At 52.2% G+C, this 24,837-nt stretch carries 20 protein-coding genes; 9 read left to right on the plus strand and 11 right to left on the minus strand.

Going from position 1 to position 24,837, the window contains the following annotated elements; translation table 11 throughout:
• Nucleotides 1–13: 13 nt before the first annotated feature.
• Genes glgC through glgP form a run of 3 tightly spaced genes read left to right on the plus strand, consistent with a single transcriptional unit; the run spans nucleotide 14 to nucleotide 5,209 of the window.
• Entirely contained in the window at nucleotides 14–1,309 is a 1,296-nt protein-coding gene (glgC, locus tag IB222_RS01470) for a glucose-1-phosphate adenylyltransferase (RefSeq protein WP_003827621.1), read from the plus strand.
• Nucleotides 1,309–2,742 (plus strand): glycogen synthase GlgA, encoded by a 1,434-nt coding sequence (gene glgA, locus IB222_RS01475; RefSeq protein WP_003827622.1) that lies wholly within the window; start codon nucleotides 1,309–1,311, stop codon nucleotides 2,740–2,742. Before glgC ends, glgA begins: the two co-directional genes overlap by 1 nt.
• A 19-nt stretch (nucleotides 2,743–2,761) precedes the next feature.
• Nucleotides 2,762–5,209, plus strand: a complete 2,448-nt coding sequence (glgP, locus tag IB222_RS01480) for a glycogen phosphorylase (RefSeq protein WP_003827624.1) — start codon at nucleotides 2,762–2,764, stop codon at nucleotides 5,207–5,209.
• A 142-nt stretch (nucleotides 5,210–5,351) separates the two neighbouring features.
• Here glgP and glpD read toward each other — a convergent pair whose 3' ends face one another.
• Nucleotides 5,352–6,860: a glycerol-3-phosphate dehydrogenase gene (glpD, locus tag IB222_RS01485; RefSeq protein WP_148361378.1), complete on the minus strand. Its 1,509-nt coding sequence runs from the start codon at nucleotides 6,858–6,860 to the stop codon at nucleotides 5,352–5,354.
• A gap of 198 nt (nucleotides 6,861–7,058) precedes the next feature.
• Here glpD and glpE point away from each other — a divergent pair, with 198 nt between their 5' ends.
• The 3 genes from glpE to IB222_RS01500 all read left to right on the plus strand — a co-directional run bounded on the left by glpE (nucleotide 7,059) and on the right by IB222_RS01500 (nucleotide 9,240).
• Nucleotides 7,059–7,385, plus strand: coding sequence for a thiosulfate sulfurtransferase GlpE (glpE, locus tag IB222_RS01490; protein ID WP_003827629.1), 327 nt, complete (start codon nucleotides 7,059–7,061; stop codon nucleotides 7,383–7,385).
• Nucleotides 7,386–7,555: 170 nt separating this feature from the next.
• Entirely contained in the window at nucleotides 7,556–8,386 is an 831-nt protein-coding gene (glpG, locus tag IB222_RS01495) for a rhomboid family intramembrane serine protease GlpG (protein ID WP_003827632.1), read from the plus strand.
• 95 nt (nucleotides 8,387–8,481) lie between these two features.
• Nucleotides 8,482–9,240, plus strand: a complete 759-nt coding sequence (locus tag IB222_RS01500) for a DeoR/GlpR family transcriptional regulator (RefSeq protein ID WP_003023499.1) — start codon at nucleotides 8,482–8,484, stop codon at nucleotides 9,238–9,240.
• A gap of 41 nt (nucleotides 9,241–9,281) precedes the next feature.
• On the opposite strand, the gene malT is transcribed toward IB222_RS01500, so the two are convergent.
• The 6 genes from malT to IB222_RS01530 all read right to left on the minus strand — a co-directional run bounded on the left by malT (nucleotide 9,282) and on the right by IB222_RS01530 (nucleotide 14,988).
• Nucleotides 9,282–11,987 carry an HTH-type transcriptional regulator MalT gene (gene malT / locus IB222_RS01505; protein WP_148361379.1) on the minus strand — a complete coding sequence of 902 codons (2,706 nt, stop codon included), beginning with the start codon at nucleotides 11,985–11,987 and terminating at the stop codon, nucleotides 9,282–9,284.
• Nucleotides 11,988–12,381: 394 nt separating this feature from the next.
• Nucleotides 12,382–12,729 carry a DUF1240 domain-containing protein gene (locus tag IB222_RS01510; protein ID WP_187392912.1) on the minus strand — a complete coding sequence of 116 codons (348 nt, stop codon included), beginning with the start codon at nucleotides 12,727–12,729 and terminating at the stop codon, nucleotides 12,382–12,384.
• A gap of 96 nt (nucleotides 12,730–12,825) precedes the next feature.
• A complete protein-coding gene (locus tag IB222_RS01515; RefSeq protein WP_148361381.1) occupies nucleotides 12,826–13,185 on the minus strand; it encodes a hypothetical protein in 360 nt (119 codons plus the stop codon).
• Nucleotides 13,172–13,513: a DUF1240 domain-containing protein gene (locus IB222_RS01520; RefSeq protein ID WP_187392913.1), complete on the minus strand. Its 342-nt coding sequence runs from the start codon at nucleotides 13,511–13,513 to the stop codon at nucleotides 13,172–13,174. Before IB222_RS01520 ends, IB222_RS01515 begins: the two co-directional genes overlap by 14 nt.
• A gap of 99 nt (nucleotides 13,514–13,612) precedes the next feature.
• Nucleotides 13,613–14,479 carry a hypothetical protein gene (locus IB222_RS01525; RefSeq protein ID WP_149384413.1) on the minus strand — a complete coding sequence of 289 codons (867 nt, stop codon included), beginning with the start codon at nucleotides 14,477–14,479 and terminating at the stop codon, nucleotides 13,613–13,615.
• A gap of 29 nt (nucleotides 14,480–14,508) precedes the next feature.
• The gene (locus IB222_RS01530; RefSeq protein ID WP_148361384.1) at nucleotides 14,509–14,988 is read right to left on the minus strand and encodes an Hcp family type VI secretion system effector; all 480 of its coding nucleotides are present in this window, start codon (nucleotides 14,986–14,988) and stop codon (nucleotides 14,509–14,511) included.
• 393 nt (nucleotides 14,989–15,381) lie between these two features.
• Here IB222_RS01530 and malP point away from each other — a divergent pair, with 393 nt between their 5' ends.
• Both malP and malQ read left to right on the plus strand, forming a co-directional pair.
• On the plus strand, nucleotides 15,382–17,775 hold the full coding sequence (malP, locus tag IB222_RS01535; protein ID WP_148361385.1) for a maltodextrin phosphorylase: 2,394 nt from the start codon (nucleotides 15,382–15,384) through the stop codon (nucleotides 17,773–17,775).
• A gap of 9 nt (nucleotides 17,776–17,784) precedes the next feature.
• Complete coding sequence (gene malQ / locus IB222_RS01540) at nucleotides 17,785–19,872, plus strand: 4-alpha-glucanotransferase (protein ID WP_148361386.1); 2,088 nt, start codon at nucleotides 17,785–17,787, stop codon at nucleotides 19,870–19,872.
• A gap of 87 nt (nucleotides 19,873–19,959) precedes the next feature.
• Here the strand turns inward: malQ and gntT are convergent, their stop codons facing one another.
• The 3 genes from gntT to gntX form a co-directional block, all read right to left on the minus strand.
• A complete protein-coding gene (gene gntT, locus IB222_RS01545) occupies nucleotides 19,960–21,276 on the minus strand; it encodes a gluconate transporter (protein WP_003023507.1) in 1,317 nt (438 codons plus the stop codon).
• Between the two features lie 379 nt (nucleotides 21,277–21,655).
• Nucleotides 21,656–22,231, minus strand: coding sequence for a Fe-S biogenesis protein NfuA (gene nfuA / locus IB222_RS01550; protein ID WP_003023509.1), 576 nt, complete (start codon nucleotides 22,229–22,231; stop codon nucleotides 21,656–21,658).
• Between the two features lie 58 nt (nucleotides 22,232–22,289).
• Complete coding sequence (gene gntX, locus IB222_RS01555) at nucleotides 22,290–22,973, minus strand: DNA utilization protein GntX (protein WP_148361387.1); 684 nt, start codon at nucleotides 22,971–22,973, stop codon at nucleotides 22,290–22,292.
• A gap of 37 nt (nucleotides 22,974–23,010) precedes the next feature.
• Here gntX and bioH point away from each other — a divergent pair, with 37 nt between their 5' ends.
• On the plus strand, nucleotides 23,011–23,781 hold the full coding sequence (bioH, locus tag IB222_RS01560; protein WP_126956377.1) for a pimeloyl-ACP methyl ester esterase BioH: 771 nt from the start codon (nucleotides 23,011–23,013) through the stop codon (nucleotides 23,779–23,781).
• 44 nt (nucleotides 23,782–23,825) lie between these two features.
• On the opposite strand, the gene IB222_RS01565 is transcribed toward bioH, so the two are convergent.
• Complete coding sequence (locus IB222_RS01565) at nucleotides 23,826–24,776, minus strand: Rpn family recombination-promoting nuclease/putative transposase (RefSeq protein ID WP_148361388.1); 951 nt, start codon at nucleotides 24,774–24,776, stop codon at nucleotides 23,826–23,828.
• Nucleotides 24,777–24,837: the final 61 nt, after the last annotated feature.

Consider the following 24,837-nt stretch of genomic DNA (forward strand, 5'->3'; position numbering starts at 1 on the left):
AAAGGAGTTAGTCATGGTGAGTTTAGAGAAGAACGATCGTGTAATGTTGGCGCGCCAGCTGCCATTAAAATCTGTTGCCCTGATCCTGGCCGGTGGCCGCGGTACCCGCTTAAAAGATTTAACCAACAAACGTGCCAAACCTGCTGTGCACTTTGGCGGTAAGTTCCGCATTATCGATTTTGCCTTATCCAACTGTATTAACTCCGGGATCCGCCGTATTGGCGTGATCACTCAGTACCAGTCCCACACGCTGGTGCAGCATATTCAGCGCGGCTGGTCGTTCTTTAGCGAAGAGATGAACGAGTTCGTCGATCTGCTACCTGCCCAGCAGAGAATGCAGGGTGAAAACTGGTATCGCGGCACGGCGGATGCGGTGACCCAAAACCTGGACATCATTCGACGCTATAAAGCGGAATATGTGGTGATCCTCGCGGGCGATCATATCTACAAGCAGGACTACTCACGCATGCTGATCGACCACGTCGAGAAAGGCGCGCGTTGCACCGTGGCCTGTATGCCAGTGCCTATTGAAGAGGCCAGCGCGTTTGGCGTGATGGACGTGGACGACACCGATAAAATTATCGAGTTCGTTGAAAAACCCGCCAACCCGCCAGCCATGCCTGGCGACCCGACCAAATCTCTTGCCAGTATGGGGATCTACGTTTTCAACGCCGATTATCTGTATGAATTGCTGGCGGAAGATGACCTTGATGAAAACTCCAGTCACGATTTCGGTAAAGACATTATCCCGAAAATCACCGAAGCTGGCATGGCGTATGCACATCCATTCCCGTTGTCCTGCGTGCAGTCTGACCCGGAATCCGAGCCGTACTGGCGTGACGTGGGTACGCTGGAAGCCTACTGGAAGGCGAACCTCGATCTGGCTTCGGTGACGCCTGAACTGGACATGTACGACCAGGACTGGCCAATCCGTACGCACATGGAATCGCTGCCACCGGCAAAATTTGTTCAGGACCGTTCCGGCAGCCACGGAATGACGCTGAACTCGCTGGTTTCTGGCGGATGCATAATTTCAGGTTCAGTGGTGGTGCAGTCCGTTCTGTTCCCGCGAGTGCGGGTGAATTCATTCTGTAACATTGATTCGGCAGTGTTGTTACCTGAAGTGTGGGTGGGACGTTCGTGCCGCTTACGTCGTTGCATTATCGACCGCGCCTGCGTTATTCCCGAAGGCATGGTGATTGGTGAAAACGCGGAAGAAGATGCGCGTCGTTTCTACCGTTCAGAGGAAGGTATTGTGCTGGTCACGCGTGAAATGCTACGCAAACTGCAGATCAAACAGGAGCGATAATGCAGGTTTTACACGTTTGTTCAGAGATGTTCCCCCTGTTAAAAACCGGGGGACTGGCGGATGTTATTGGGGCGTTACCCGCAGCGCAAATAGCGGACGGCGTGGATGCCCGCGTGCTGCTTCCGGCGTTTCCTGATATTCGTCGCGGCATTCCCGATGCGCAGGTAGTGACGCGTCGGGATACCTTCGCCGGACGTATCACGCTGCTGTTCGGGCATTTCAACGGCGTGGGTATTTACCTGATTGACGCGCCGCATCTCTATGACCGCCCCGGTAGTCCGTATCACGACACTAACCTGTTTGCTTATACCGATAACGTGCAGCGTTTTGCATTGCTGGGCTGGGTTGGCTGTGAAATGGCCTGTGGCCTTGACCCATTCTGGCGCCCGGATGTGGTGCATGCGCACGACTGGCATGCGGGTCTGGCTCCGGCGTATCTGGCGGCGCGCGGCCATCCGGCGAAATCGGTGTTCACCGTCCACAACCTGGCGTATCAAGGCATGTTTTATGCAAAGCATATGGATGACATCCAATTGCCATGGTCGTTCTTTAATGTGCACGGACTGGAGTTTAACGGGCAGATTTCGTTTCTGAAGGCAGGGTTGTACTACGCCGACCACATTACGGCGGTCAGTCCGACCTACGCGCGGGAAATTACCGAGCCGCAGTTTGCCTACGGCATGGAAGGTCTGTTGCAGCAACGTCATCGCGAAGGGCGCCTTTCCGGCGTGCTGAACGGCGTTGATGAAAAAATCTGGAGCCCGGAAACCGATCTCCTGCTGGCATCGCGATATACGCGCGACACGCTGGAGGAGAAGGCAGAAAACAAACGTCAGCTTCAGATAGCGATGGGACTTAAGGTCAACGATAAAGTACCGCTGTTTGCTGTGGTGAGCCGTCTGACCAGTCAAAAAGGGCTGGATCTGGTGCTGGAAGCGCTGCCGGGGTTGTTAGAGCAGGGTGGACAGCTGGCATTGCTAGGCGCGGGCGATCCGGTATTACAGGAAGGATTCCTCGCCGCAGCGGCGGAACATCCAGGACAGGTGGGTGTGCAGATCGGCTATCACGAAGCCTTCTCGCACCGCATCATGGGTGGGGCCGATGTGATATTGGTTCCCAGCCGTTTTGAGCCGTGTGGCTTAACGCAGTTGTATGGACTGAAGTACGGCACGCTGCCGCTGGTGCGGCGCACCGGTGGGCTGGCTGATACAGTCTCTGACAGTTCGCTGGAAAACCTGGCGGACGGTATCGCCAGTGGGTTTGTATTTGAAGATAGTAATGCCTGGTCGCTGTTACGCGCGATCCGGCGTGCTTTCGTATTGTGGTCCCGGCCTTCGCTTTGGCGGTTTGTACAACGTCAGGCCATGACCATGGATTTTAGCTGGCAAGTCGCGGCGAAGTCATACCGTGAGCTTTACTATCGCTTGAAATAGATATCCAGGAATCACCTATATGAATGCTCCATTTACTTATGCATCGCCCACACTCAGCGTAGAGGCACTTAAGCATTCTATTGCCTATAAGCTGATGTTCACGATTGGTAAGGACCCGGTCATTGCCAATAAACATGAGTGGCTGAACGCCACGTTGTTCGCGGTGCGCGACCGTCTCGTGGAGCGCTGGCTGCGTTCTAACCGTGCGCAATTATCTCAGGAAACTCGTCAGGTCTATTACCTGTCTATGGAGTTTCTGATTGGCCGCACGCTTTCCAATGCACTGTTATCGCTGGGCATTTATGACGATGTCAAAAATGCGCTGGAAGGAATGGGGTTGGATCTTGAAGATCTGATCGACGAAGAAAACGACCCGGGTCTTGGCAATGGCGGTCTCGGGCGCCTGGCGGCCTGCTTTCTGGACTCTCTGGCAACGCTGGGATTGCCGGGACGCGGCTACGGTATTCGTTATGACTACGGCATGTTCAAGCAGAACATTGTTGATGGCCGCCAGAAAGAGTCGCCGGACTACTGGCTGGAATACGGTAACCCGTGGGAATTCAAACGCCACAACACGCGCTACAAAGTGCGTTTTGGCGGGCGCATTCAGCAGGAAGGTAAGAAAACGCGCTGGATAGAAACCGAAGAGATCCTCGCGGTCGCCTACGACCAGATTATCCCCGGCTACGACACCGACGCCACCAACACGCTGCGTCTGTGGAATGCCCAGGCCAGTAGCGAGATTAATCTCGGTAAATTTAACCAGGGCGACTACTTTGCGGCGGTGGAAGATAAAAACCACTCCGAGAACGTCTCCCGCGTACTGTACCCGGACGACTCCACCTATTCAGGACGTGAACTGCGGCTGCGCCAGGAGTATTTCCTGGTCTCCTCCACGGTGCAGGACATTCTGAGCCGTCATTACCAGCTGCACAAAACCTACGACAACCTGGCGGATAAAATTGCCATTCACCTCAACGACACCCATCCGGTGCTGTCGATCCCAGAGCTAATGCGTTTGCTGATCGATGAGCATAAGTTCAGCTGGGACGATGCGTTTGAGGTCTGCTGCCAGGTCTTCTCGTATACCAACCACACTTTGATGAGCGAAGCGCTGGAGACCTGGCCTGTCGATATGCTGGGCAAAATTTTGCCGCGCCATCTGCAAATCATCTTTGAAATCAACGACTACTTCCTGAAAACGTTACAGGAACAGTATCCGAACGATACCGCTCTGCTGGGGCGGACGTCGATTATCGATGAATCTAACGGCCGTCGTGTGCGTATGGCATGGCTGGCGGTGGTGGTGAGCCACAAGGTTAACGGCGTTTCCGAGCTGCACTCCAACCTGATGGTGCAGTCACTGTTTGCTGATTTTGCGAAGATTTTCCCGACTCGTTTTTGCAACGTCACCAATGGCGTGACGCCGCGTCGCTGGCTGGCGCTAGCCAACCCGTCGCTCTCTGAAGTGCTGGATGAGAACATTGGACGCACCTGGCGAACCGATCTCAGCCAGCTCAGTGAGCTTGAGCAGCACTGCGATTACCCGCTGGTAAATCAGGCGGTGCGCCGCGCGAAGCTGGAGAATAAAAAGCGTCTGGCCACGCTTATTGCCCAGCAGCTGAACGTGGTGGTGAACCCGAAATCGCTGTTTGATGTGCAGATAAAGCGTATTCACGAATACAAACGTCAGTTGATGAACGTGCTGCATGTGATTACCCGCTACAACCGCATTAAGGCCGATCCTGACGCTGAGTGGGTACCGCGTGTGAATATCTTCGCAGGTAAAGCGGCTTCTGCTTATTACATGGCGAAACACATCATTCACCTGATCAACGACGTCGCGAAAGTGATCAACAACGATCCGCAAATTGGCGACAAGCTGAAAGTGGTGTTTATCCCCAACTACAGCGTCAGCCTGGCGCAGGTGATTATTCCTGCTGCCGATCTGTCTGAGCAGATTTCTCTGGCCGGGACCGAAGCCTCCGGTACCAGTAATATGAAATTTGCTCTTAACGGCGCGCTGACCATCGGGACGCTGGACGGTGCCAACGTTGAGATGCTGGAGCATGTGGGCGCAGAAAATATCTTTATCTTTGGTAATACGGCGGAAGAGGTCGAGGCTTTACGCAGCCAGGGCTACAAGCCGCGTGAGTATTACGAGAAAGATGAAGAGCTGCACCAGGTGCTGACGCAGATCGGCAGCGGCGTATTCAGCCCTGAGGAGCCGGGACGCTATCGCGACCTGGTGGATTCGCTGATTAACTTTGGCGACCACTATCAGGTTCTGGCGGATTATCGCAGCTACGTTGATTGCCAGGATAAGGTTGATGAACTGTATCGTCATCCGGAAGAGTGGACCACCAAGTCGATGATTAATATCGCCAACATGGGGTACTTCTCGTCGGACAGGACGATCAAAGAGTACGCCGAAAACATCTGGCATATTGATTCGGTGCGGTTGTAATAAGGGATAGGACTACCTGTAGGCCGGATAAGGCGCTAGCCGCCATCCGGCAAAAGGCCCGATAGCGATGACGCTTACCGGGCCTACAGGGCGCTCGTTGCCGGGGGCGCTTCGCTTGCCCGGCCTACGTTCGTGTACTTGCTTACGACGCCAGCGACAGCTGGTGTTTCTCGATATACTCCGCCAGCCACTGGGTCATGCGTGACTGCTGCTCAGCGTTCAGCCACATACCTTCTTTCGTGCGACGCCACAGCGCATCTTCCGCGCGACGAACCCATTCGTGATCGACCAGATATTTCAGCTCGGCCTCATAAAACTCATGGCCAAAGTCTTCACCTAACTCGGCAAGCGAGGTGGCTTCGCCGATGATCCATTCGGTGTTGCTGCCGTAGGTGCGAGAATAATGGCGTGCCAGCGACTCGGTCAGGAACGGGTATCGACGGCGCAGTTTGGCTGCGTAATCTTCGCGATCGCCGCCAATGTCGCCGCCAGGCAGAATGCACTCTTTCGTCCATGCCGGACCAATTCCCTGATAGTACGACGCCAGTTTTTCCATCGCGTGTTCAGCCAGCTTACGATAGGTCGTCAGCTTACCGCCAAAGACCGACAGCAGCGGCGCCTTGCCGTTTTCGTCGTGGATATCCAGCGTGTAATCACGGGTGATCGCCTGCGGTGAGTCAGACTCGTCATCGCACAGCGGACGCACGCCCGAGTAAGTCCAGACGATATCATCACGGCCCAGCTGTTTCTTAAAGTGCGCGTTGTAGACCTTCAGCAGGTAATTGATTTCGCTTTCATCAATTTTCACTGTTTTCGGATCGCCTTTGTATTCAACGTCTGTCGTCCCAATGATCGAGAATTCATCCATCCATGGGATAACAAACACAATACGTTTATCTTCGTTTTGCAGAATATAAGCTTGCTTCTGGGTATGTACGCGCGGCACTACGATGTGGCTGCCTTTGATCAGGCGAATACCGTACGGCGATGGCAGGTGCATACCGTCGTCGAAGAACTCTTTCACCCACGGACCGGTGGCGTTGACCAGGCCACGCGCCTGCCAGGTGTGTTTTTTGCCGGTATCGATATCTTCAGCTTCAACAATCCACAAACCGTTTTCACGGCGAGCAGAGGTGGCGCGAGTGCGGGTTAATACTTCTCCGCCTTTGCGTACGACCATTTGGGCGTTTGCCAAAACCAGTCGCGCATCGTCTACCCAGCAGTCAGAATATTCGAAACCGCGCACAATCTCAGGTTTCATTACGGAATCTGCGCCAAAACGCAAACCGGTAGAACTTGGCAAACTGGTGCGTTTGCCCAGATGATCGTACATAAACAAACCAATGCGGATCATCCACGCCGGACGCAGGTGCGGGCGGTGGGGCAGACGAAAGCGCATCGGGAAGGCGATATGCGGTGCCATTTTCAACAGCACTTCACGTTCGGCCAGCGCTTCGCTTACCAGACGAAATTCGTAGTGTTCCAGGTAGCGCAGGCCACCGTGGATGAGTTTGGAGCTAGCGGAAGAGGTGGCGCAGGCTAAATCCTGCGCTTCCAGCATCAGCACGGATAAACCGCGTCCAGCGGCATCTGCCGCGATACCGGCACCGTTGATGCCTCCACCTATCACAATCAGATCTTTGGTTTCCATGCTGGCCTCTCGCACTTTCGTTATAGCTCATTAATGTTCGTTATCGAGCATAATAGCAAAGAATCGCGCCATTGGTAACATCGGATAAACAATTTACAGTGATACATATAACATTATGGTGTTTAACTGCCGTCGGGACGTACACTAAGCAGTAACATGTCCGAAAAGCGTCACCTGCCATATAAAGAAGAGAGAGCAATGGATCAGTTTGAATGTATTAATGTCGAAGAAGCGCATCAGAAGCTGCATCAGGGGAGCGCGGTGTTAGTGGATATCCGTGATCCGCAAAGCTATGCCATGGGTCATGCCCCGCAGGCGTTTCATCTGACGAACGACACGCTGGGGTCATTTATGCGCGAGCATGATTTCGACACCGCCGTGTTGGTGATGTGTTATCACGGCAACAGCAGTAAAGGCGCGGCGCAATATCTTCTTCAGCAGGGCTATGACGCGGTTTACAGCGTTGACGGCGGCTTCGACGCCTGGCATCGACATTTTCCGGCAGAAGTGGCATACGGTTCGTAAGGCTATACCCAAATTAATTCGAGTTGCATCGCGACGGCGACGCAGCGAATCTCCGGGAGCGTACGAACAGTACGTGACCGGAGTGAGCGAGGAAAGCCAACAAAGATGCAGCTCGAAGTAAGAAGGGTATATATACTGTCCTCTTTTGTGTGGATGAAGCGACAGCAACCATGTTGATGATTACCTCTTTTGCTAACCCCCGCGTGGCGCAGGCATTTGTTGATTATATGGCGACACAGGGCGTTATCCTGACGATTCAACAACATCAGCAAACGGATGTCTGGCTGGCGGATGAGTCCCAGGCCGAGCGCGTGCATGCTGAACTGGCTCGATTTCTGGAGAATCCGGGCGATCCGCGCTACCTCGCGGCAAGCTGGCAGTCGGGTCAGACCGACAGCGGTCTGCACTACCAGCGTTATCCGTTCCTGGCCACATTGCGCGAACGCGCAGGTCCGGTAACCTGGTTGGTGATGGCCGCGTGTGTGCTGGTGTTTATTGCGATGAACGTGCTGGGCGACCAGGCGGTGATGCTCTGGCTGGCATGGCCGTTTGACCCTTCGCTGAAATTTGAATTCTGGCGTTATTTCACCCACGCTTTTATGCACTTCTCGCTGATGCATATTCTGTTCAACCTGTTGTGGTGGTGGTATCTCGGCGGTGCGGTTGAAAAGCGTCTGGGCAGTGGAAAACTGATTGTAATTACCGTGATCAGCGCCCTGTTGAGCGGCTATGTTCAGCAGAAATTTAGCGGCCCGTGGTTTGGTGGACTGTCTGGCGTGGTATATGCGCTGATGGGCTACGTGTGGTTGCGCGGCGAACGCGATCCGCAAAGCGGTATTTTCCTGCAGCGTGGTTTGATTATCTTTGCTTTGATCTGGATTGTTGCCGGCTGGTTTGATCTATTCGGCATGTCGATGGCGAATGGCGCTCATATCGCCGGATTGGCCGTGGGTCTGGCAATGGCGTTTGCCGATACTATAAATGTACGAAAACGAACTTGACTCAAGTTTTGTGGTGCCGGAAGGCGGTGTGCGTTTGGACCAATTTGTAGGCCGGATAAGCGTCAGCGCATCCGGCAAAATTTCAGGGAACCATAATGAAGCAAACACAACGACATGACGCGATCATCGAGCTGGTAAAAAAACAGGGATACGTCAGTACTGAAGAGCTGGTGGAGCATTTCTCCGTCAGCCCGCAGACGATTCGCCGCGATCTTAACGATCTGGCCGATCAGAACATGATTTTGCGCCATCACGGCGGCGCGGCGTTGCCATCCAGCTCGGTCAACACCCCGTGGCATGACCGTAAAGCGACGCAGACTGCGGAAAAAGAGCGCATTGCCCGCAAAGTTGCCACGCAGATCCCGAACGGCTCTACGCTGTTTATTGATATCGGAACCACGCCGGAAGCGGTGGCTCACGCGCTGCTTAATCACAGCAATTTACGTATTGTGACCAACAACCTCAATGTGGCGAACACGCTGATGGCGAAAGAGGATTTCCGCATAATCCTCGCTGGTGGTGAACTGCGTAGCCGCGACGGCGGTATTATGGGCGAAGCGACCCTCGACTTTATTTCTCAGTTCCGTCTGGACTTCGGCATCTTAGGGATCAGCGGCATCGACAGCGACGGTTCTCTGCTGGAGTTTGATTATCACGAAGTTCGCACCAAACGCGCGATCATTGAGAATTCACGGCATGTGATGCTGGTGGTGGACCACTCGAAGTTTGGGCGTAACGCGATGGTGAATATGGGCAGCATCAGCATGGTGGATGCGGTGTATACCGACACGCTGCCGCCTGCTGGTGTGATGCAGGTGATTGCTGACCATCATATCCAGTTAGAGCTGTGCTAAGGTAATTCCCGGCCTGATAAGCGTTGCGTATCAGGCATTAACTAAACGCCGTACCCCATCATCTTCAGCAGCTTCTGCGCATGTTGTACCGCATCCTGGCGATGTGCGACGCCAAGTTTTTGGTACAAATTGCGGATGTGCGTCTTGATGGTCGTGGCCGCGACGGCCAGCTCTCCGGCGATCTGCTCGTTGCTGTAGCCCGAATAAATCAGTCCCAGAACCTGCCATTCGCGCTGGGTCAGCGGGCTGGTGCGGATAAGCTCCGGCACTTCCGGGTGAGTAAGCAGACGCTCAACGAATCCTTCATCGAAGTGGGCGAATTTATGGCGGTGGTGCTGGTTAATCTCACGCAAAATGCGCTGGGCGCGGTGCTGATCGAGCTCCGGTAAGGTATTAAGCTGAATCAGCTGACGCAGTTGTTGCGCCATGGCTTCGCCTTCGATAACAAAGTGGCTGATAAACCCGGTGCGGTTCGCCAGCTGTAGGGCGTCGAGTAACACACGCTGGGCGTCATTTTTGCGCCCTGCCTGCCAGTAGAGCTGATTAAGCAGCAGCAGGTTACGGTTCAGATCGCTCATCAGGCGCAGATTGCGCGCATTTTCATTCAACTCTTCCAGCACAATTTCAGCCGGTTCAAACTCGCCGAGCAGGATTTGTGCGCGAGCGATGTTGCGCCACTGGCTTTGCAGGAAGTGGTTATTGGCGAATTCTGGTTTTGGCGTGTGGCGCAGCCAGTTGGCGGCCGAGTTTTTGTCGCCCACCATTTGCCAGTAAATCACCCGCACCTTATCGGCGTTGGAGATCCAGTCGCTGTGATAGTGACCGTTACCCAGCAGGTTTTCCAGGCGGTTGAGCAGGCTGCGAGCGTTATCGAGATCGCCCCGTGCCAGTGAACACTGAACCAGCAGCGCCAGACACTGTAGCTGTTGCTGCGGCTGGAAGGTGGAAAGCAGTTCAATACCGCTACGGGCAGAGGCTTCTGATTCGTCCAGACGCGCCCATGCCCACAGTAGTTGTGCGCGAATACGTACCAGGAATTCGTGCATCGGCAGCTGTTCCAGGTGCTGCTCTTTGATCAGCTGGAATGCTTTTTCCTGAGTTTCCCAGGCGGCCTGTAAAAAGCCCTGGGCAAACAAAATTTCGCTTTGCTGGATAAGACTCCACAGCGCGTAATGCCAGACGTCATGATGACGCGCCATTTGCTCGGTTTGCTGCATTAACGCCAGAGAGCGCGTGAGATCGCCCTTACAGTGCAGGACTTCGCCGTGCACCGAGGTGGCGACGATCCGGCTATAGAACCAGGCGATGGGTAACTCATCCAGGGCCAGTTTCGCCAGGCGTTCGGCTTCGTCAGGGTTGCCGTCGTTAATCGCTACCTGCGCCCGTAAAGCGTTGAATTCGGCGTGCAGTGTCGGCTCCATGTCGCCTTTCATTTCCTGCTCTGCGCGCGCCAGCAAGGTGTTAACCTCTCCGTAGCGGTGCTGGCTTTGCATCAGCCAGGCTTGCAACAGAACCAGACGCGGATTTTCCAGCAGGCTTTCCCACGGCAGGGCTTTCAGCGACTCTTCCAGTAACGTCAGCTCGCTATGGTTAAACAGTCCCCACGCATGATTCAGCAGGATATCGCGTAGCATATGGGCGTCGCCGGCTGCCAGCGCGTGGTGGATAGCTTCGCTGGGGAAGCCTTGCGCCATCCAGCTTTCGGCGGCGGCGCGGTGTATTTCGGACAGTTCGTTCGCCAGCTCCCATTGGCAGCGCTGGCGTAAAAAGCTGCCAAACAGCGGGTGATAGCTGAACCACTCGCCAACGTCATCCATCCGCTGCAGGAATAACCCCTGGCGCTCAATTTCTTCCAGCCGCATCTGGCCGTTTTCTTCCCCGGTAACGCGGACGATCAGCGCATCGTTCATGGAACGCAGAATGGCGCTTTTCAGCAGGAAGTGACGGGTGCCGAGGTCGACGCTGTCCAGCACTTCATCAACCAGATAATCGGACAAATGGCTGGCGTTGATCCCGGCGAGGCGTCGTGCCGACTGGTGAGCAGAGTTATTGTTCTGACGGGCGGAAAGGGCGATCAGTTGTAACGCTGTGGCCCAGCCAGCAACGTCATCGCACATCCGGCTGCTTTCTGCCGCTTCGATGGGGGAGGACAAACGTCGGTCGAAAAATTGTTTGGCTTCCTGATGGTTAAAGGCCAACTGTTGGCTGCCTATCTCCAGCAGTTGATCGCGTACCCGCAGGTTGGCAATACCCAACTGCGGCAGATTGCGCGACAGCACGACCAGCGTGAGGTTCTCAGGCTGGTGACGCAGGAAGAAACGCATCGCTTCGTGAATGGCCGGGTTAGAGATCAGATGATAATCATCTACTACCAGGTAGAGCGGGCGGTGCCACTCGGCCAGTTCGATAAATAGCTGGGCAAACAGTGACGTCAGGCTGGCGTACTGACGTTTTTGCACCATTGCTTCACTGGTGGTGCAGTGTCCACCTGTTGCCTGTTGGATAGCGGCGATCAGATAACTGGCAAAGCGCTCTTGCTGATTATCGCCCTCATCCAGAGAATACCAGCCTAAATCATTTTTCCCTGCCGCCCATTGTGAAACCAGCGTCGTTTTTCCATAACCAGCAGGACTTGTTATCAGGGCAAGCCTGAAATTGTTCGCGCCGGAAAGTTTAGCCAACAGGCGCTCACGAACCACCGTATGGTCGAGTCGAACCGGACGACTTAATTTAGACGGAATCAACATAAGTTAGTCACTTCACTGTGTGAAAATAGGGAAGAATGATTTTTTTTGCGCTTCGTAATTAATAGATATAAGGTCGGCCAGATTAAGATTTATTGCAAGTTATGTCCGGGATTGGACTGTCTTATTTTGCGCTATGTCACAAATTCTTAAGATGATAGACACGTACTGAAACCGGTGTCAGGATGCGCGGCTGTTGAAGTGTTTGACCAAGGGCGGCGATTGAACCCCTTCTGACGAAGCATGATTTGCTGTTATAGAATTATCTTAATTGTTACTGTTGGTGATAATTTTTAATGTAAATCATTGGTGACTATAGATTTTGCAGAGTTCTATACTCATTTTCTTTGAAAATAACGATTCAATTCCTTAAATTAATAAAAGTATGATGAATCCGTTACCACAAGCCACGTTTATCTACGATAGTTTTACACAGTTCGATATCTGTAACGTAGAAATCCTGAAGCTTCTTCTGGGGGCAGGATGTGTATGATAATCCAAGCAATAAAAAGGGAATAAGACAGTTAGCAATAATGCCTATGAGAAAGGAAATTACTACAATCATTGTCATCCATAACTCTATTGTAGTGGGCATTTTTTTCAAACGACCTTCCTTACTAAATAATGCGAAAACAGAAAGTATTGAAAATAGAAATATTGTTGGTATTCCTCCTACTATTGCGCATGTATTTTTGTTATAGGAAATTACATCACCCATTCTAATTAGTGAAAGAAAATTTTCCATTATGCTCCCAGTGAATATCATATAAAGGAGACTACAGAAAAAAATAGTAAGAGAGAAAGATATCAGGCGCAAATGGAGCTTAGTCATTCGCTTTCCTTAAAAAGAGTAAAAATAAGGGCTATTAAAACCATAATTTTCATGTTTACTATGGTGAAGATAGTCGCGAAGTTTGTTCTTTAATGAAACTGATAGCCCTATTTTATCGTCCAGGTCATTTAATTCATAGTTGAAAAATAACCCTACGATAATAATACCAAGAGTCGTGATTACTACAGGAACACTAAATATTGCCAATACTCCAGTAACCATCACTCCAATCACTACTCCCGATACCACCGCTTTTGCTGCATCCATTGAGATATCTACCAAAAAATCCACCAGATCATAATCAGACTTAAAGATCGGTATTGTTGCCCACAAAAGAAGCATCTGCATGAGACTATTACCAATATCCACGGTTATCTACGATAGTTTTGCACAGTTCGATATCTGTAACGTAGAAATCATGAAGCTTCTTCTGGGGGCAGGACGTGTACGATAATGCCATAAGTAAAAAAGGTAGTAGGCAGTCCGCAATAAAACCAATTACAAAAGGAATAATGGTTATAATTATTAATGCGTTATTCATTGAATCAGGGGTTTTTGCATGTGCCTCTTTATTAAATAAAGCTACAATAGAAAGAATTATAAAAAGTAACACCAGAGGTATGCCGCCTATTAAAGTACATGTTTTATTATAAGATATAATATCTCCAGCTCTGACTAATGATAAAAAATCAACCATTGGAATTCCATGTATCAAGAAAATAAATATGCTAATGAAACATATTAAAAGACATAGTGCTATAAGTCGTAGATGTATTTTTCTCATAAATTTAATCATCTAAAAGGAATAAAAGTACGGGGTGTCGGAATAGTAATTATAAGACTTGCTGTTTCGTTTTATATGGTCGCGTAGGTTTTTCTTTAATTCATTAGATAGTCCATTTGCGTCATCTATTTTATTTAATACTATATTTAGAGAAAGTCCCAATATGACAATAATGCCAGTTGTCACTACTATTGGAACACTAAATATTGCTAATACTCCAGTAACCAGCACCCCAATCACTACCCCCGATACCACCGCTTTTGCAGCATCCATTGAGATATCTACCAAAAAATCCACCAGATCATAATCAGACTTAAAAATCAGTTCAATTGCCCGCCAGGCAAGTGAGAAGTAGATGCAGTATTTGACACCATTTCGGATATTGTTATAAAGCCCACGTTTACCCAATGCCATTTCCAGCATCTGTGGATGGCTTGCTCCGTAGCGGGTTCCGTTAAGAATCCGGCGCAGGGCGGGATACCCGGTAATTTTGATGTAGGTTTTACCGCCGACTTTGTATTCAATGGCTTTAATGCGGATTGCACTGAAATTAAAGACCAACTCCTGTGCGGAATTGTAATAGGTAGTAAGCTTAGAGAGACTGCGGAAGCCATCCAGGCCATCTTTGAAATTGCCGGGTGCTGCGCGGTAGGAAAAAAATTTATCCACTCCACCGATTAAATCGTCCGTCACCTGCTGTGCTTCTTCGAGAGTGAGCAGAAGGATGTGATGACTTTGCGTAATAAATGAGCCATCCATAAGGGCCATATCGCGCTGTACAGGGTTCATGGTATGCCAGCTATTAAAATCACTTGCCTGCGGTCGTTCGTCCTGCAACCTGAGTGAGTTGCCATTTAATGCGTTGTTGCGTTTGCGCATGATTTTTCCTTATTAAGGGATGTCTGGCGTCAGAAAGTACGTTCACTCCATAAGCTATAAGCGCTGGTACTTGCCATGCAGTGTTCCCAACTAATCGATTCATAAATAAAAGAAACGCGTTCTTGTGCTTCGTTACCGTTTTCAATGATATTGTGAGGAGCTATTAATTTAATGTTTGATATATGAGCTTTGAATAATTTAATTTTATAATAGACTTCTTGCATTCCTGTAGGTGTTGTTCGATAGAGGAATATTTCGCACTCCAGCGTTTCGTTATCGTTGATCGCTTTGTTCAGCAAAGGGGACGAACGATCAACCGGTTTAATAATCTGGAGTTCGTGGTGATTAACGTTCTGCTGACGCGTTGTTTCATGCTCAAGTCCATAAATCATAATTTGGTTGAGATGGTTTGTCTGAGATTTATTTCCTATAGAGTACCTGGAGCCGCAGTTTTCGGAAATATTACCCTGTAATTCACCTTTCAGAGTAATCCAAGATAAGTTTGCCATATATATCCTTGGATAGTATTTGTTTGATTTATTTTTATGTCGAAGATTTATCTTAGTGTGCTCTTGAATTATTTTGATTTCAACCGTCTTGTTATTTTAAAAATAGCGGCTGTAGTAATTGTTGTAAAAGTTATAATTATTAATTTGTCATCTCGTCTTACAAGGTATTATGCTGATTCTTGTCAAATCAGGCGAGGCGTCTCAGGTACAGTGCACTGCGAAGTCAGTCGATTTATTGGCGTAGTTGGTAATAATAAAGTGGCGGCGATCACACTTTTATGCTCATCCCCGCTCCTCCTCCCTCCCTAATCCGTGCCAGGATGAGGAATGTCAACAACGAGCCAGGCAAACTAGCGATAACGTTGTTTTATTACCTAAGGATCTGGAACCCCTATGTCACAGCCTACTTTCAACAAAGATCAATTTCAGGCTGCCCTGACGCGTCAGTGGCAGCGCTTCGGTTTACTGTCGGCTCAAGAAATGACGTCGCGCCAGTGGTGGCAGGCAGTGAGTGGGGCGTTGGCTGAGTTACTCAGCGCTCAGCCTGCGGCGAAACCGGCAAAAAATCAGCGTCACGTTAACTACATCTCGATGGAGTTTTTGATTGGTCGCCTGACCGGCAACAATTTACTCAACCTCGGCTGGTATCAGGTGGTGAGCGATGAGCTGAAAGCGCATGACGTCAGCCTGACAGACCTGCTGGAAGAAGAGATCGATCCGGCGTTGGGTAACGGTGGACTGGGGCGCCTGGCGGCCTGCTTCCTTGATTCAATGGCGACAGTCGGCCAGTCGGCGACGGGCTACGGCCTCAACTACCAGTATGGTCTATTCCGTCAGTCCTTTGCCGATGGCCAACAGATGGAAGCCCCGGATGACTGGCATCGCGGCAGCTACCCGTGGTTCCGTCACAACGAGGCGCTGGATGTGCAGGTTGGGATTGGCGGCAAGGTCACCAAAGAAGGGCACTGGGAGCCAGGGTTTACCATCACCGGCCAGGCATGGGATCTGCCGGTTCTCGGCTACCGTAACGGCGTAGCGCAACCGCTGCGTCTGTGGCAGGCCAGCCATGTGCACCCGTTTAACCTGACCAAATTTAATGACGGCGATTTCCTGCGCGCAGAGCAGCAGGGCATCGACGCTGAAAAACTGACGAAAGTGCTGTACCCGAACGATAACCACACCGCGGGTAAAAAGCTGCGCCTGATGCAGCAGTACTTCCAGTGCGCCTGCTCCGTAGCCGACATTCTGCGCCGCCATCATCTGGCAGGGCGTAAGCTGCACGAACTGGCTGATTACGAAGTCATTCAACTTAACGATACTCACCCGACTATCGCGATCCCTGAACTGCTGCGCGTGCTGATTGATGAGCACCAGATGAGCTGGGACGATGCGTGGGCGATTACCAGCAAGACCTTCGCTTACACCAACCACACCCTGATGCCGGAAGCGTTAGAGTGCTGGGATGAGAAACTGGTGAAAGCACTCCTGCCGCGCCACATGCAAATCATCAAAGAGATTAACGACCGCTTTAAGACGTTGGTTGATAAAACCTGGCCGGGTGATGCTGAAGTCTGGGCGAAGCTGGCAGTGGTGCACAGTAAACAGGTGCGTATGGCCAACATGTGCGTGGTCAGCGGTTTTGCGGTCAACGGTGTGGCGGCGCTGCACTCCGATCTGGTAGTGAAAGATCTGTTCCCGGAATATCACCAGCTCTGGCCGAACAAATTCCATAACGTCACCAACGGGATTACTCCGCGTCGCTGGATTAAGCAATGCAACCCGGCGCTTGCCGCACTGCTGGATAAATCGCTGAAAAAAGAGTGGGCTAACGATCTCGATCAGCTGATCAATCTGGAAAAATACGCCGACGACGCGAAGTTCCGCCAGCAGTATCGTGACATCAAACTGGCGAACAAAGAGCGCCTGGTGAAGTTTATTAAAGCGCGTACCGGTATTGAAATAACGACTAACGCTATCTTTGATATTCAGATTAAACGTCTGCATGAGTACAAGCGCCAGCACCTGAATCTGCTGCATATTCTGGCGTTGTACAAAGAAATCCGTGAGAACCCGCAGGCAGATCGCGTGCCGCGCGTATTCCTGTTTGGCGCAAAAGCTGCTCCGGGTTACTACCTGGCGAAAAATATCATCTTCGCCATCAACCAGGTTGCACAAACCATCAATAACGACCCGAAAGTCGGCGACAAGCTGAAGGTCGTCTTCCTGCCGGATTATTGTGTCTCGGCGGCGGAAATGCTGATTCCGGCGGCGGATATCTCTGAACAGATTTCAACCGCAGGGAAAGAGGCTTCCGGCACCGGTAACATGAAGCTGGCGCTGAACGGTGCGTTAACCGTAGGTACGCTGGATGGAGCAAACGTCGAAATCGCCGAGAAGGTGGGTGACGAGAATATCTTTATCTTTGGTCATACCGTGGAAGAGGTGAAGGCGCTCAAAGCCAAAGGCTACGACCCGGTGAAATGGCGTAAAAAAGACAAAGTGCTGGATGCTGTCCTGAAAGAGCTGGAAAGCGGGAAATACAGCGATGGCGACAAGCATGCCTTTGACCAGATGCTGCACAGTATCGGCAAGCAGGGTGGCGACCCGTATCTGGTGATGGCGGACTTCGCGGCCTACGTTGAAGCTCAGAAGCAGGTTGACGTGTTGTATCGTGACCAGGACGCCTGGACCCGGGCGGCGATTCTGAATACCGCGCGTTGCGGCATGTTCAGCTCGGATCGCTCCATCCGCGATTATCAGGCTCGTATCTGGCAGGCGAAACGTTAAGGAATCGCGATGGAAAGCAAACGTCTGGATAATGCCGCGCTGGCGGCGGGGATCAGCCCCAATTACATTAATGCCCACGGTAAACCGCAGTCTATTGGCGCCGAAACCAAACGGCGTTTGCTTGACGCCATGCATCGCACCACCGCTGCCACTCAGGTGGCGGTAACCCCGGTGCCGAATGTCATGGTCTATACCGCTGGCAAGAAAATGTCGCTGGCGGTTGAGGGAAGCGGAGAGTTTAACTGGCTGCTGACCACCGAAGAGGGCGTGCAGCACAAAGGGCATGCCGTCGGCGGTAAATCTTTTAACCTTCCGGCGAAGCTGCCGGAGGGGTATCACACGTTGACCCTGACCCAGGGCGAGCTGCGTTCCCATTGTCGTATCATCGTGGCACCAAAGCGCTGCTATGAACCGCAGGCGTTGTTAGCCGGGCAGAAGCTGTGGGGGGCATGTGTTCAGCTCTACACCCTGCGATCGGAAAAGAACTGGGGGATTGGCGACTTCGGCGATCTCCGCACCATGCTGGTGGATGTGGCGCAACGCGGCGGCGCGTTTATCGGGCTTAATCCGATTCACGCGCTGTATCCGGCGAATCCGGAGAGCGCCAGCCCGTACAGCCCGTCGTCACGCCGCTGGCTGAACATTATTTATATTGATGTGAACGCCGTAGATGATTTCCGTCTGAGTAAAGAGGCGCAGGCGTGGTGGCAGAAACCCGCGACTCAGCAAGCTCTGCAACGCGCGCGCGATGCAGAGTGGGTTGATTATTCTGCTGTTACCGCACTGAAGATGACGGCGCTACGTATGGCGTGGAAAAGCTTCTCTGCGCGTGATGATGAGCAGATGGCGGCATTTCGCCAGTTTGTGGCTCAGGAAGGGGATAGCCTCTACTGGCAGGCGGCCTTTGATGCGCTGCATGCGCATCAGGTGAAAGAGGACGCATTGCGCTGGGGCTGGCCGGTGTGGCCAGAAGCTTTCCAGTCAGTGGACTCGCCAGAGGTAAAACGCTTCTGCGAAGAACATCGTGATGACGTAGATTTCTACCTGTGGTTACAGTGGCTGGCGTATACCCAGTTTGCTGACTGCTGGAAAACCAGCCAGGGCTTTGCAATGCCGATAGGGCTGTATCGCGACCTGGCCGTTGGCGTGGCCGAAGGCGGGGCGGAAACCTGGTGTGACCGCGAGTTGTATTGCCTCAAAGCTTCAGTTGGCGCACCGCCGGATATTCTCGGTCCGCTTGGGCAAAACTGGGGGCTGCCGCCGATGGATCCGCACATCATCGCGGCACGTGCTTACGAACCGTTTATCGAACTGCTGCGCGCCAATATGCAGAACTGCGGCGCGTTGCGTATCGACCATGTCATGTCGATGCTGCGTCTGTGGTGGATCCCTTACGGTGAAACTGCCGATCACGGTGCCTACGTGCATTATCCGGTCGACGATCTGCTGTCAATTTTGGCGCTGGAAAGTAAACGTCACCACTGCATGGTGATTGGTGAAGATCTGGGTACCGTGCCGGTGGAGATCGTCAGCAAGCTGCGTGACAGCGGCGTCTACTCCTACAAAGTGCTTTATTTTGAGAATGACCATGAGAAAAACTTCCGTGCGCCGAAAGCGTACCCGGAACAATCAATGGCAGTCGCGGCGACGCATGACCTTCCTACGCTTAAAGGTTATTGGGATAGCGGCGATCTGACGCTGGGTAAAGTACTGGGCCTGTATCCGGATGAAGTCGTGCTGCGCGGGTTGTATCAGGACCGGGAACTGGCGAAACAGGGGCTGCTGGACGCGCTGCACAAATACGGCTGCCTGCCAAAACGTGCCGGTCACAAGGCTTCCCTGATGTCGATGACGCCGATTCTGAATCGCGGCATGCAACGCTATATCGCTGACAGCAACAGTGCGTTGCTGGGCCTGCAACCGGAAGACTGGCTGGATATGGCTGAGCCGGTCAACATTCCGGGGACCAGCGACCAGTACAAAAACTGGCGGCGTAAGCTCACCGCCACGCTGGAGCAGATGTTTGCCGATGAGGGCGTGAATAAGCTGATTAAGGATTTGGATAAGCGGCGAAAAGCGGCCGCGAAGAAGAAGTAAGAAAGCCGGGGATTTCCCCGGCTTTTTTATGGTGATGGCTCGTAGCACGTAGGCCTGATAAGCGTAGCGCCATCAGGCACAGTTTTATCAGACCACCATACCCAGCAGCAGACACCCTACCAGACCGCAGACGGAGATAATGGTTTCCAGCATTGACCATGACTTGATGGTTTCACCGATGGTCAGGTTGAAGTACTCCTTGAACAGCCAGAAGCCAGGATCGTTCACGTGGGAGAAGATGACGGAACCGGAGCCAACCGCAATAACCATCAGCTCAGGGCTTACGCCGGTCGTTGCAATCAGCGGTGCCACAATCCCACCTGCAGTAATCGCTGCAACGGTTGCGGAACCCAGTGCGATACGCAGTACTGCAGCGATAGACCATGCCATCAGCAGCGGAGAAACGTTAGAGCCGTGCATCATTGAGGCGATGTATTTGTCCACGCCGCTATCAACCAGAACCTGTTTAAAGGCACCGCCACCACCGATGATCAACAGCATCATCGCGATGATTTTGATTGAGGACACCAGCGTGTCGTTAATCTGATCCATCGAACGTCCGCGGTTCAGACCAAAAGTGAACATCGCAATCAGCACCGCAATCAACGTTGCCATGACCGGGTCACCGAGGAATTCTGCAACCGTCAGGAAAGCATGGCCTTTCGGCAGAATCATCTCCGCCACGGCGCGCATTGCCATCAGGATAACCGGGACCAGAGAGGTCCAGACGCTGACGCCAAAGCCTGGCATCTCTTCTTCAGTGAAGGTTTTTGCGCTGTACAGACCTTCCGGGATTGGCTTATCGATGCCTTTCAGGAAACGCGCGTATACCGGACCGGCGAGAATAACGGTCGGGATTGCCAGAATCGTACCAAACAGCAGAGTTTTACCCATATCTGCGTGGAAAATGGTGGCAATAGCGGTTGGACCCGGGTGCGGTGGCAGGAAGCCGTGAGTAACGGACAGCGCAGCCGCCATCGGCACACCAACGTACAGCAGCGGGATGTTAGCAGCGGCAGCAATGGTGAATACCAGCGGCAGCATCAGCACGAAGCCAACTTCGTAGAACAGGGCAAAACCGACGGTGAAGCCGGTTAATACCACCGCCCACTGAATGTGTTTTTTGCCGAATTTAGCAATCAGCGTGGTTGCGATGCGCTGTGCGCCGCCGCAGTCCGCCAGCATTTTGCCCAGCATGGCGCCAAAACCCATAATCAGGGCGAGGCTGCCAAGGGTTCCGCCGACGCCGGCTTTAATCGAACCGATGACTTTATCCAGTGGCATCCCTTGCATCAATCCGACAGCAAGCGCCACCAGGACGAGAGCGATGAAGCCGTTCATTTTGAAACGGATCATCAGGAGGAGTAACAAGATTACACCGATAGCAACGATGACTAATGGCATGATTTACCTGGCCTTTACTTTGTTATGGGTAACGTCAGTGTTTAGATGACAAATTCCGATTGTCCCGACCGGGAACAGAGTATTCTCAGCACCAATGCTGGTTGCCTTCAAAACTAATCAGTTTAACTGGCTATTATGTGTGTGTTAGGTGCTGATACGAATGATACGGGTAACATGCTGCGCTTGAAAATCACCTGGACAGGCAAAATTTAAAATATGAGAGGCTGGTCAAATTATGCAGGGGATTGTTGCAGGATAAATGCGAAAAAATGTTGGGACGTAAGCCGGAGTCAGCGATTACGCTACCACCCGGCATTAATGCCCGATAGCGACGCGGGGGCGTCTTATCGGGCCTACGGATACTCTACAGGTTCAGGCGTTAGTAGTAAGAGTGCTCGCCGCGCTGGTGTTCGGTTAAATCGCGAACGCCTTTCAGTTCAGGGAATTCAGCCAGCAGCTGCTTCTCGATACCTTCTTTCAGCGTTACATCTACCATTGAACAGCCGTTACAGCCGCCGCCAAACTGCAGAATGGCGTAGCCTTCATCGGTGATTTCCATCAGAGAGACACGACCACCGTGGCCAGCCAGCTGTGGGTTGATCTGCGATTGCAGCATGTACTCCACGCGTTCCATCAGCGGCGCATCATCGGCAACTTTACGCATTTTGGCGTTTGGTGCTTTCAGGGTCAGCTGGGAGCCTAACTGGTCGGTAACGAAATCGATTTCTGCATCTTCCAGATACGGTGCGCTCAGTTCATCAACATATGCGGTCAGCAGGTCAAATTTAATGGCGGTGTCGGTTGCTTCCACGGCGTCCGGCGGACAATAAGAAACGCCGCATTCAGCGTTAGGCGTGCCGGGATTAATCACAAATACGCGGATTTGTGTCCCTTCTTCCTGATTTGCCAGCAGTTTGGCAAAATGCGCTTGTGCAGCATCGGAAATATGGATCATAGTAATGGCCTAATAGTTGACTATTTTACTTGGTTATAATACGCCCATCATCGAGGCTCTACAAGGTTCGACACAGGCACCATACCTGGACAGTCGCCGCGCCGTTGCGTAAAAGCAGCTGCGCGATTTCCGCGACGGTACTTCCGGTAGTGACGACATCATCCACAATAACCATATGGAGTCCCTGCACCGGCAATTCAAGGCGAAAGGCATTTTTCAGGTTTTGTTTACGTAATCGGGCGCTGAGATGGTGCTGTGTGGCGGTTGCCCGAACCCGCGAGATGGTCCGGCTGTCCCAGTCGCAACCCAGCCAGCGTGCCAGCGGACGGCACAGTAAATCGCTCTGATTAAACCCTCTGCGCCAGTGTCGGCGTTGCCAGAGCGGGACGCTGACCAGCCTGTCCGGTAGAAGAAGGCCGCTGGCGCGCTGGGCCTGTAGTACCTCCAGCAATAACAAACGTGAAAGAGCTGAGGCTGTTTCGCTGCGTCGTGAAAACTTGAGCTGGTGGATAAGCCCGCTCAACGGCGGAACATAGTCGCTGACGGTAACCAGTCTCTGCCACGGCGGCGGTTTTTGCAGGCAGCGCCCACAGGGAATGACGGTATGAGCGGCAGGGAGTCCACATTGAGGGCACAGGCTGGCGTGTTGACGCGTTGCCCGCGTACAGACTGAGCAGATCCCCCAATGCCCTAACGTCAGGGGCATTCGGCATAGCCAGCACAATCCCGGTACTGTTAGCATAGATGCATCCTTTCAGGCTAAAAGAGAACAATAACTGATGAATGACATCTGGTGGCAGACCCAGGGTTCGGGAAATTGCCATCTTGTGCTGCTGCACGGATGGGGACTGAATGCGCAAGTGTGGCATTGCATAAGCGAGGAACTGAGCTCGCATTTTACGCTGCATCTTGTCGACTTACCGGGATTTGGTCGTAGCCAGGGTTTCGGTGCAATGTCGCTGGAAGAGATGGCTGAGCGGGTATTGAAACAGGCACCGGAGAAAGCTATTTGGCTCGGCTGGAGTCTGGGTGGGCTGGTCGCGAGTCAGGTAGCGTTAACGCATCCTGAGCGTGTTCAGGCGCTGGTGACCGTCGCGTCTTCCCCTTGCTTTAGCGCGCGGGATGAGTGGCCGGGAATCAAGCCAGAGGTGCTGGCAGGTTTCCAGCAGCAGCTGAGCGAAGATTTCCAGCGTACGGTGGAGCGTTTTCTGGCATTGCAAACGATGGGCACAGAAACTGCGCGTCAGGATGCGCGAGCGCTGAAGAAAACGGTACTGGCTTTACCCATGCCGGACGTCGAGGTGCTCAATGGTGGACTTGAGATCCTGAAAACGGTCGATCTGCGAGAACCGCTGTGCGCGGTGGCAATGCCTTTCCTGCGGTTGTATGGCTATCTTGACGGGCTGGTGCCGCGCAAAGTCGTCCCGATGCTGGATGCACTGTGGCCGCAGAGCGAGTCTTTGGTGTTTGCCAAAGCGGCGCATGCGCCGTTTATCTCGCATCCCGCCGAATTTTGTGCAGCGCTTGTGGCGTTAAAACAGAAACTATAAATTTGATGTGTTGCCCGGTGGTGCCATGCTCGCCGGGCCTGAGATTAATGGCTGCGCGTAGCCAGATCCTCAGCGGTCAGGCCAGTAATTCTGAAGATGGTTAGTGGGTCTATACCATCAGCCTGCATAGTTGATGCAATACGTAATGCTTCCTCTCGTTTGCCTTGTTGCAGACCCGTTTGTAACCCTTCTTGCAACCCTTTCCTATGGCCTTCCTGAAGACCATTAAGGTGCCCTTCCTGTCGTAATCTTTCGGCGATAGTCATCAACTTGTCCTTATGTTGGGGTAAACGTTCGGCGACTTCATGAAGAAACTCGCCAAAATGTGTGGTGTTACCGGCCTGCATTAAATAATTAAACAAGGCTTTCAACTGGTTGTCATTAGCGTGTCCTTTAACAAGCAGGATGGCCAGTTTTTCTACCAGCCCCATCAAATCGCGTTTACGAATATGCTTTTGGATGAGCTCCAACAGCGCCATCCGGCGATGCTGCATAATCTCGTCATCGGGCACAACAGTGATATCGATCAGTGGAAACGCGGTGCTATAAAGTTGTCTGGCGGACTCCGGGTCATCAAACTCGTCCAGCCAACAAAGTGAATAGGGGTATGGGCTTGCTGAGCCATGATAAAAAAGCATGGGTATCACCAGCGGGAGTTTCTTGTGGCCTGCCGCCAAATGACGATGCATTACCGCAATGGCGTAACGCATCAGTCGAAATGCCATATGGCTATCCGTGGTGCTCTGATGCTCAATGATGGTATAAATATAGCCATCACCTTCGCGAGTTTTTAACGACCACAGCACATCAGAGTAGTACGCGCGCAAATCGTCCTCAATAAAGCTACCCGATTCCAGTTGCAGCGTTTTAAGATCGCAAAGTTTTTGCAAAGAGGCTGGAAGATGAAGCTGAAGAAAGTCGCGTGCGGTCGCCGGGTGGTTTAAGAACGTTTTGAAAATCGCGTCATGCGGCGTAGCAGTCGTGTCAGTATTCATGGCGATCCGTCACCTGAGAAAAAAGATGACGAGACTCTACTTCCCAGGTTACCAGTAATCA

Source organism: Citrobacter sp. C13 (genome assembly GCF_014596815.2).
Taxonomy (GTDB): Bacteria; Pseudomonadota; Gammaproteobacteria; order Enterobacterales; family Enterobacteriaceae; genus Citrobacter; species Citrobacter portucalensis.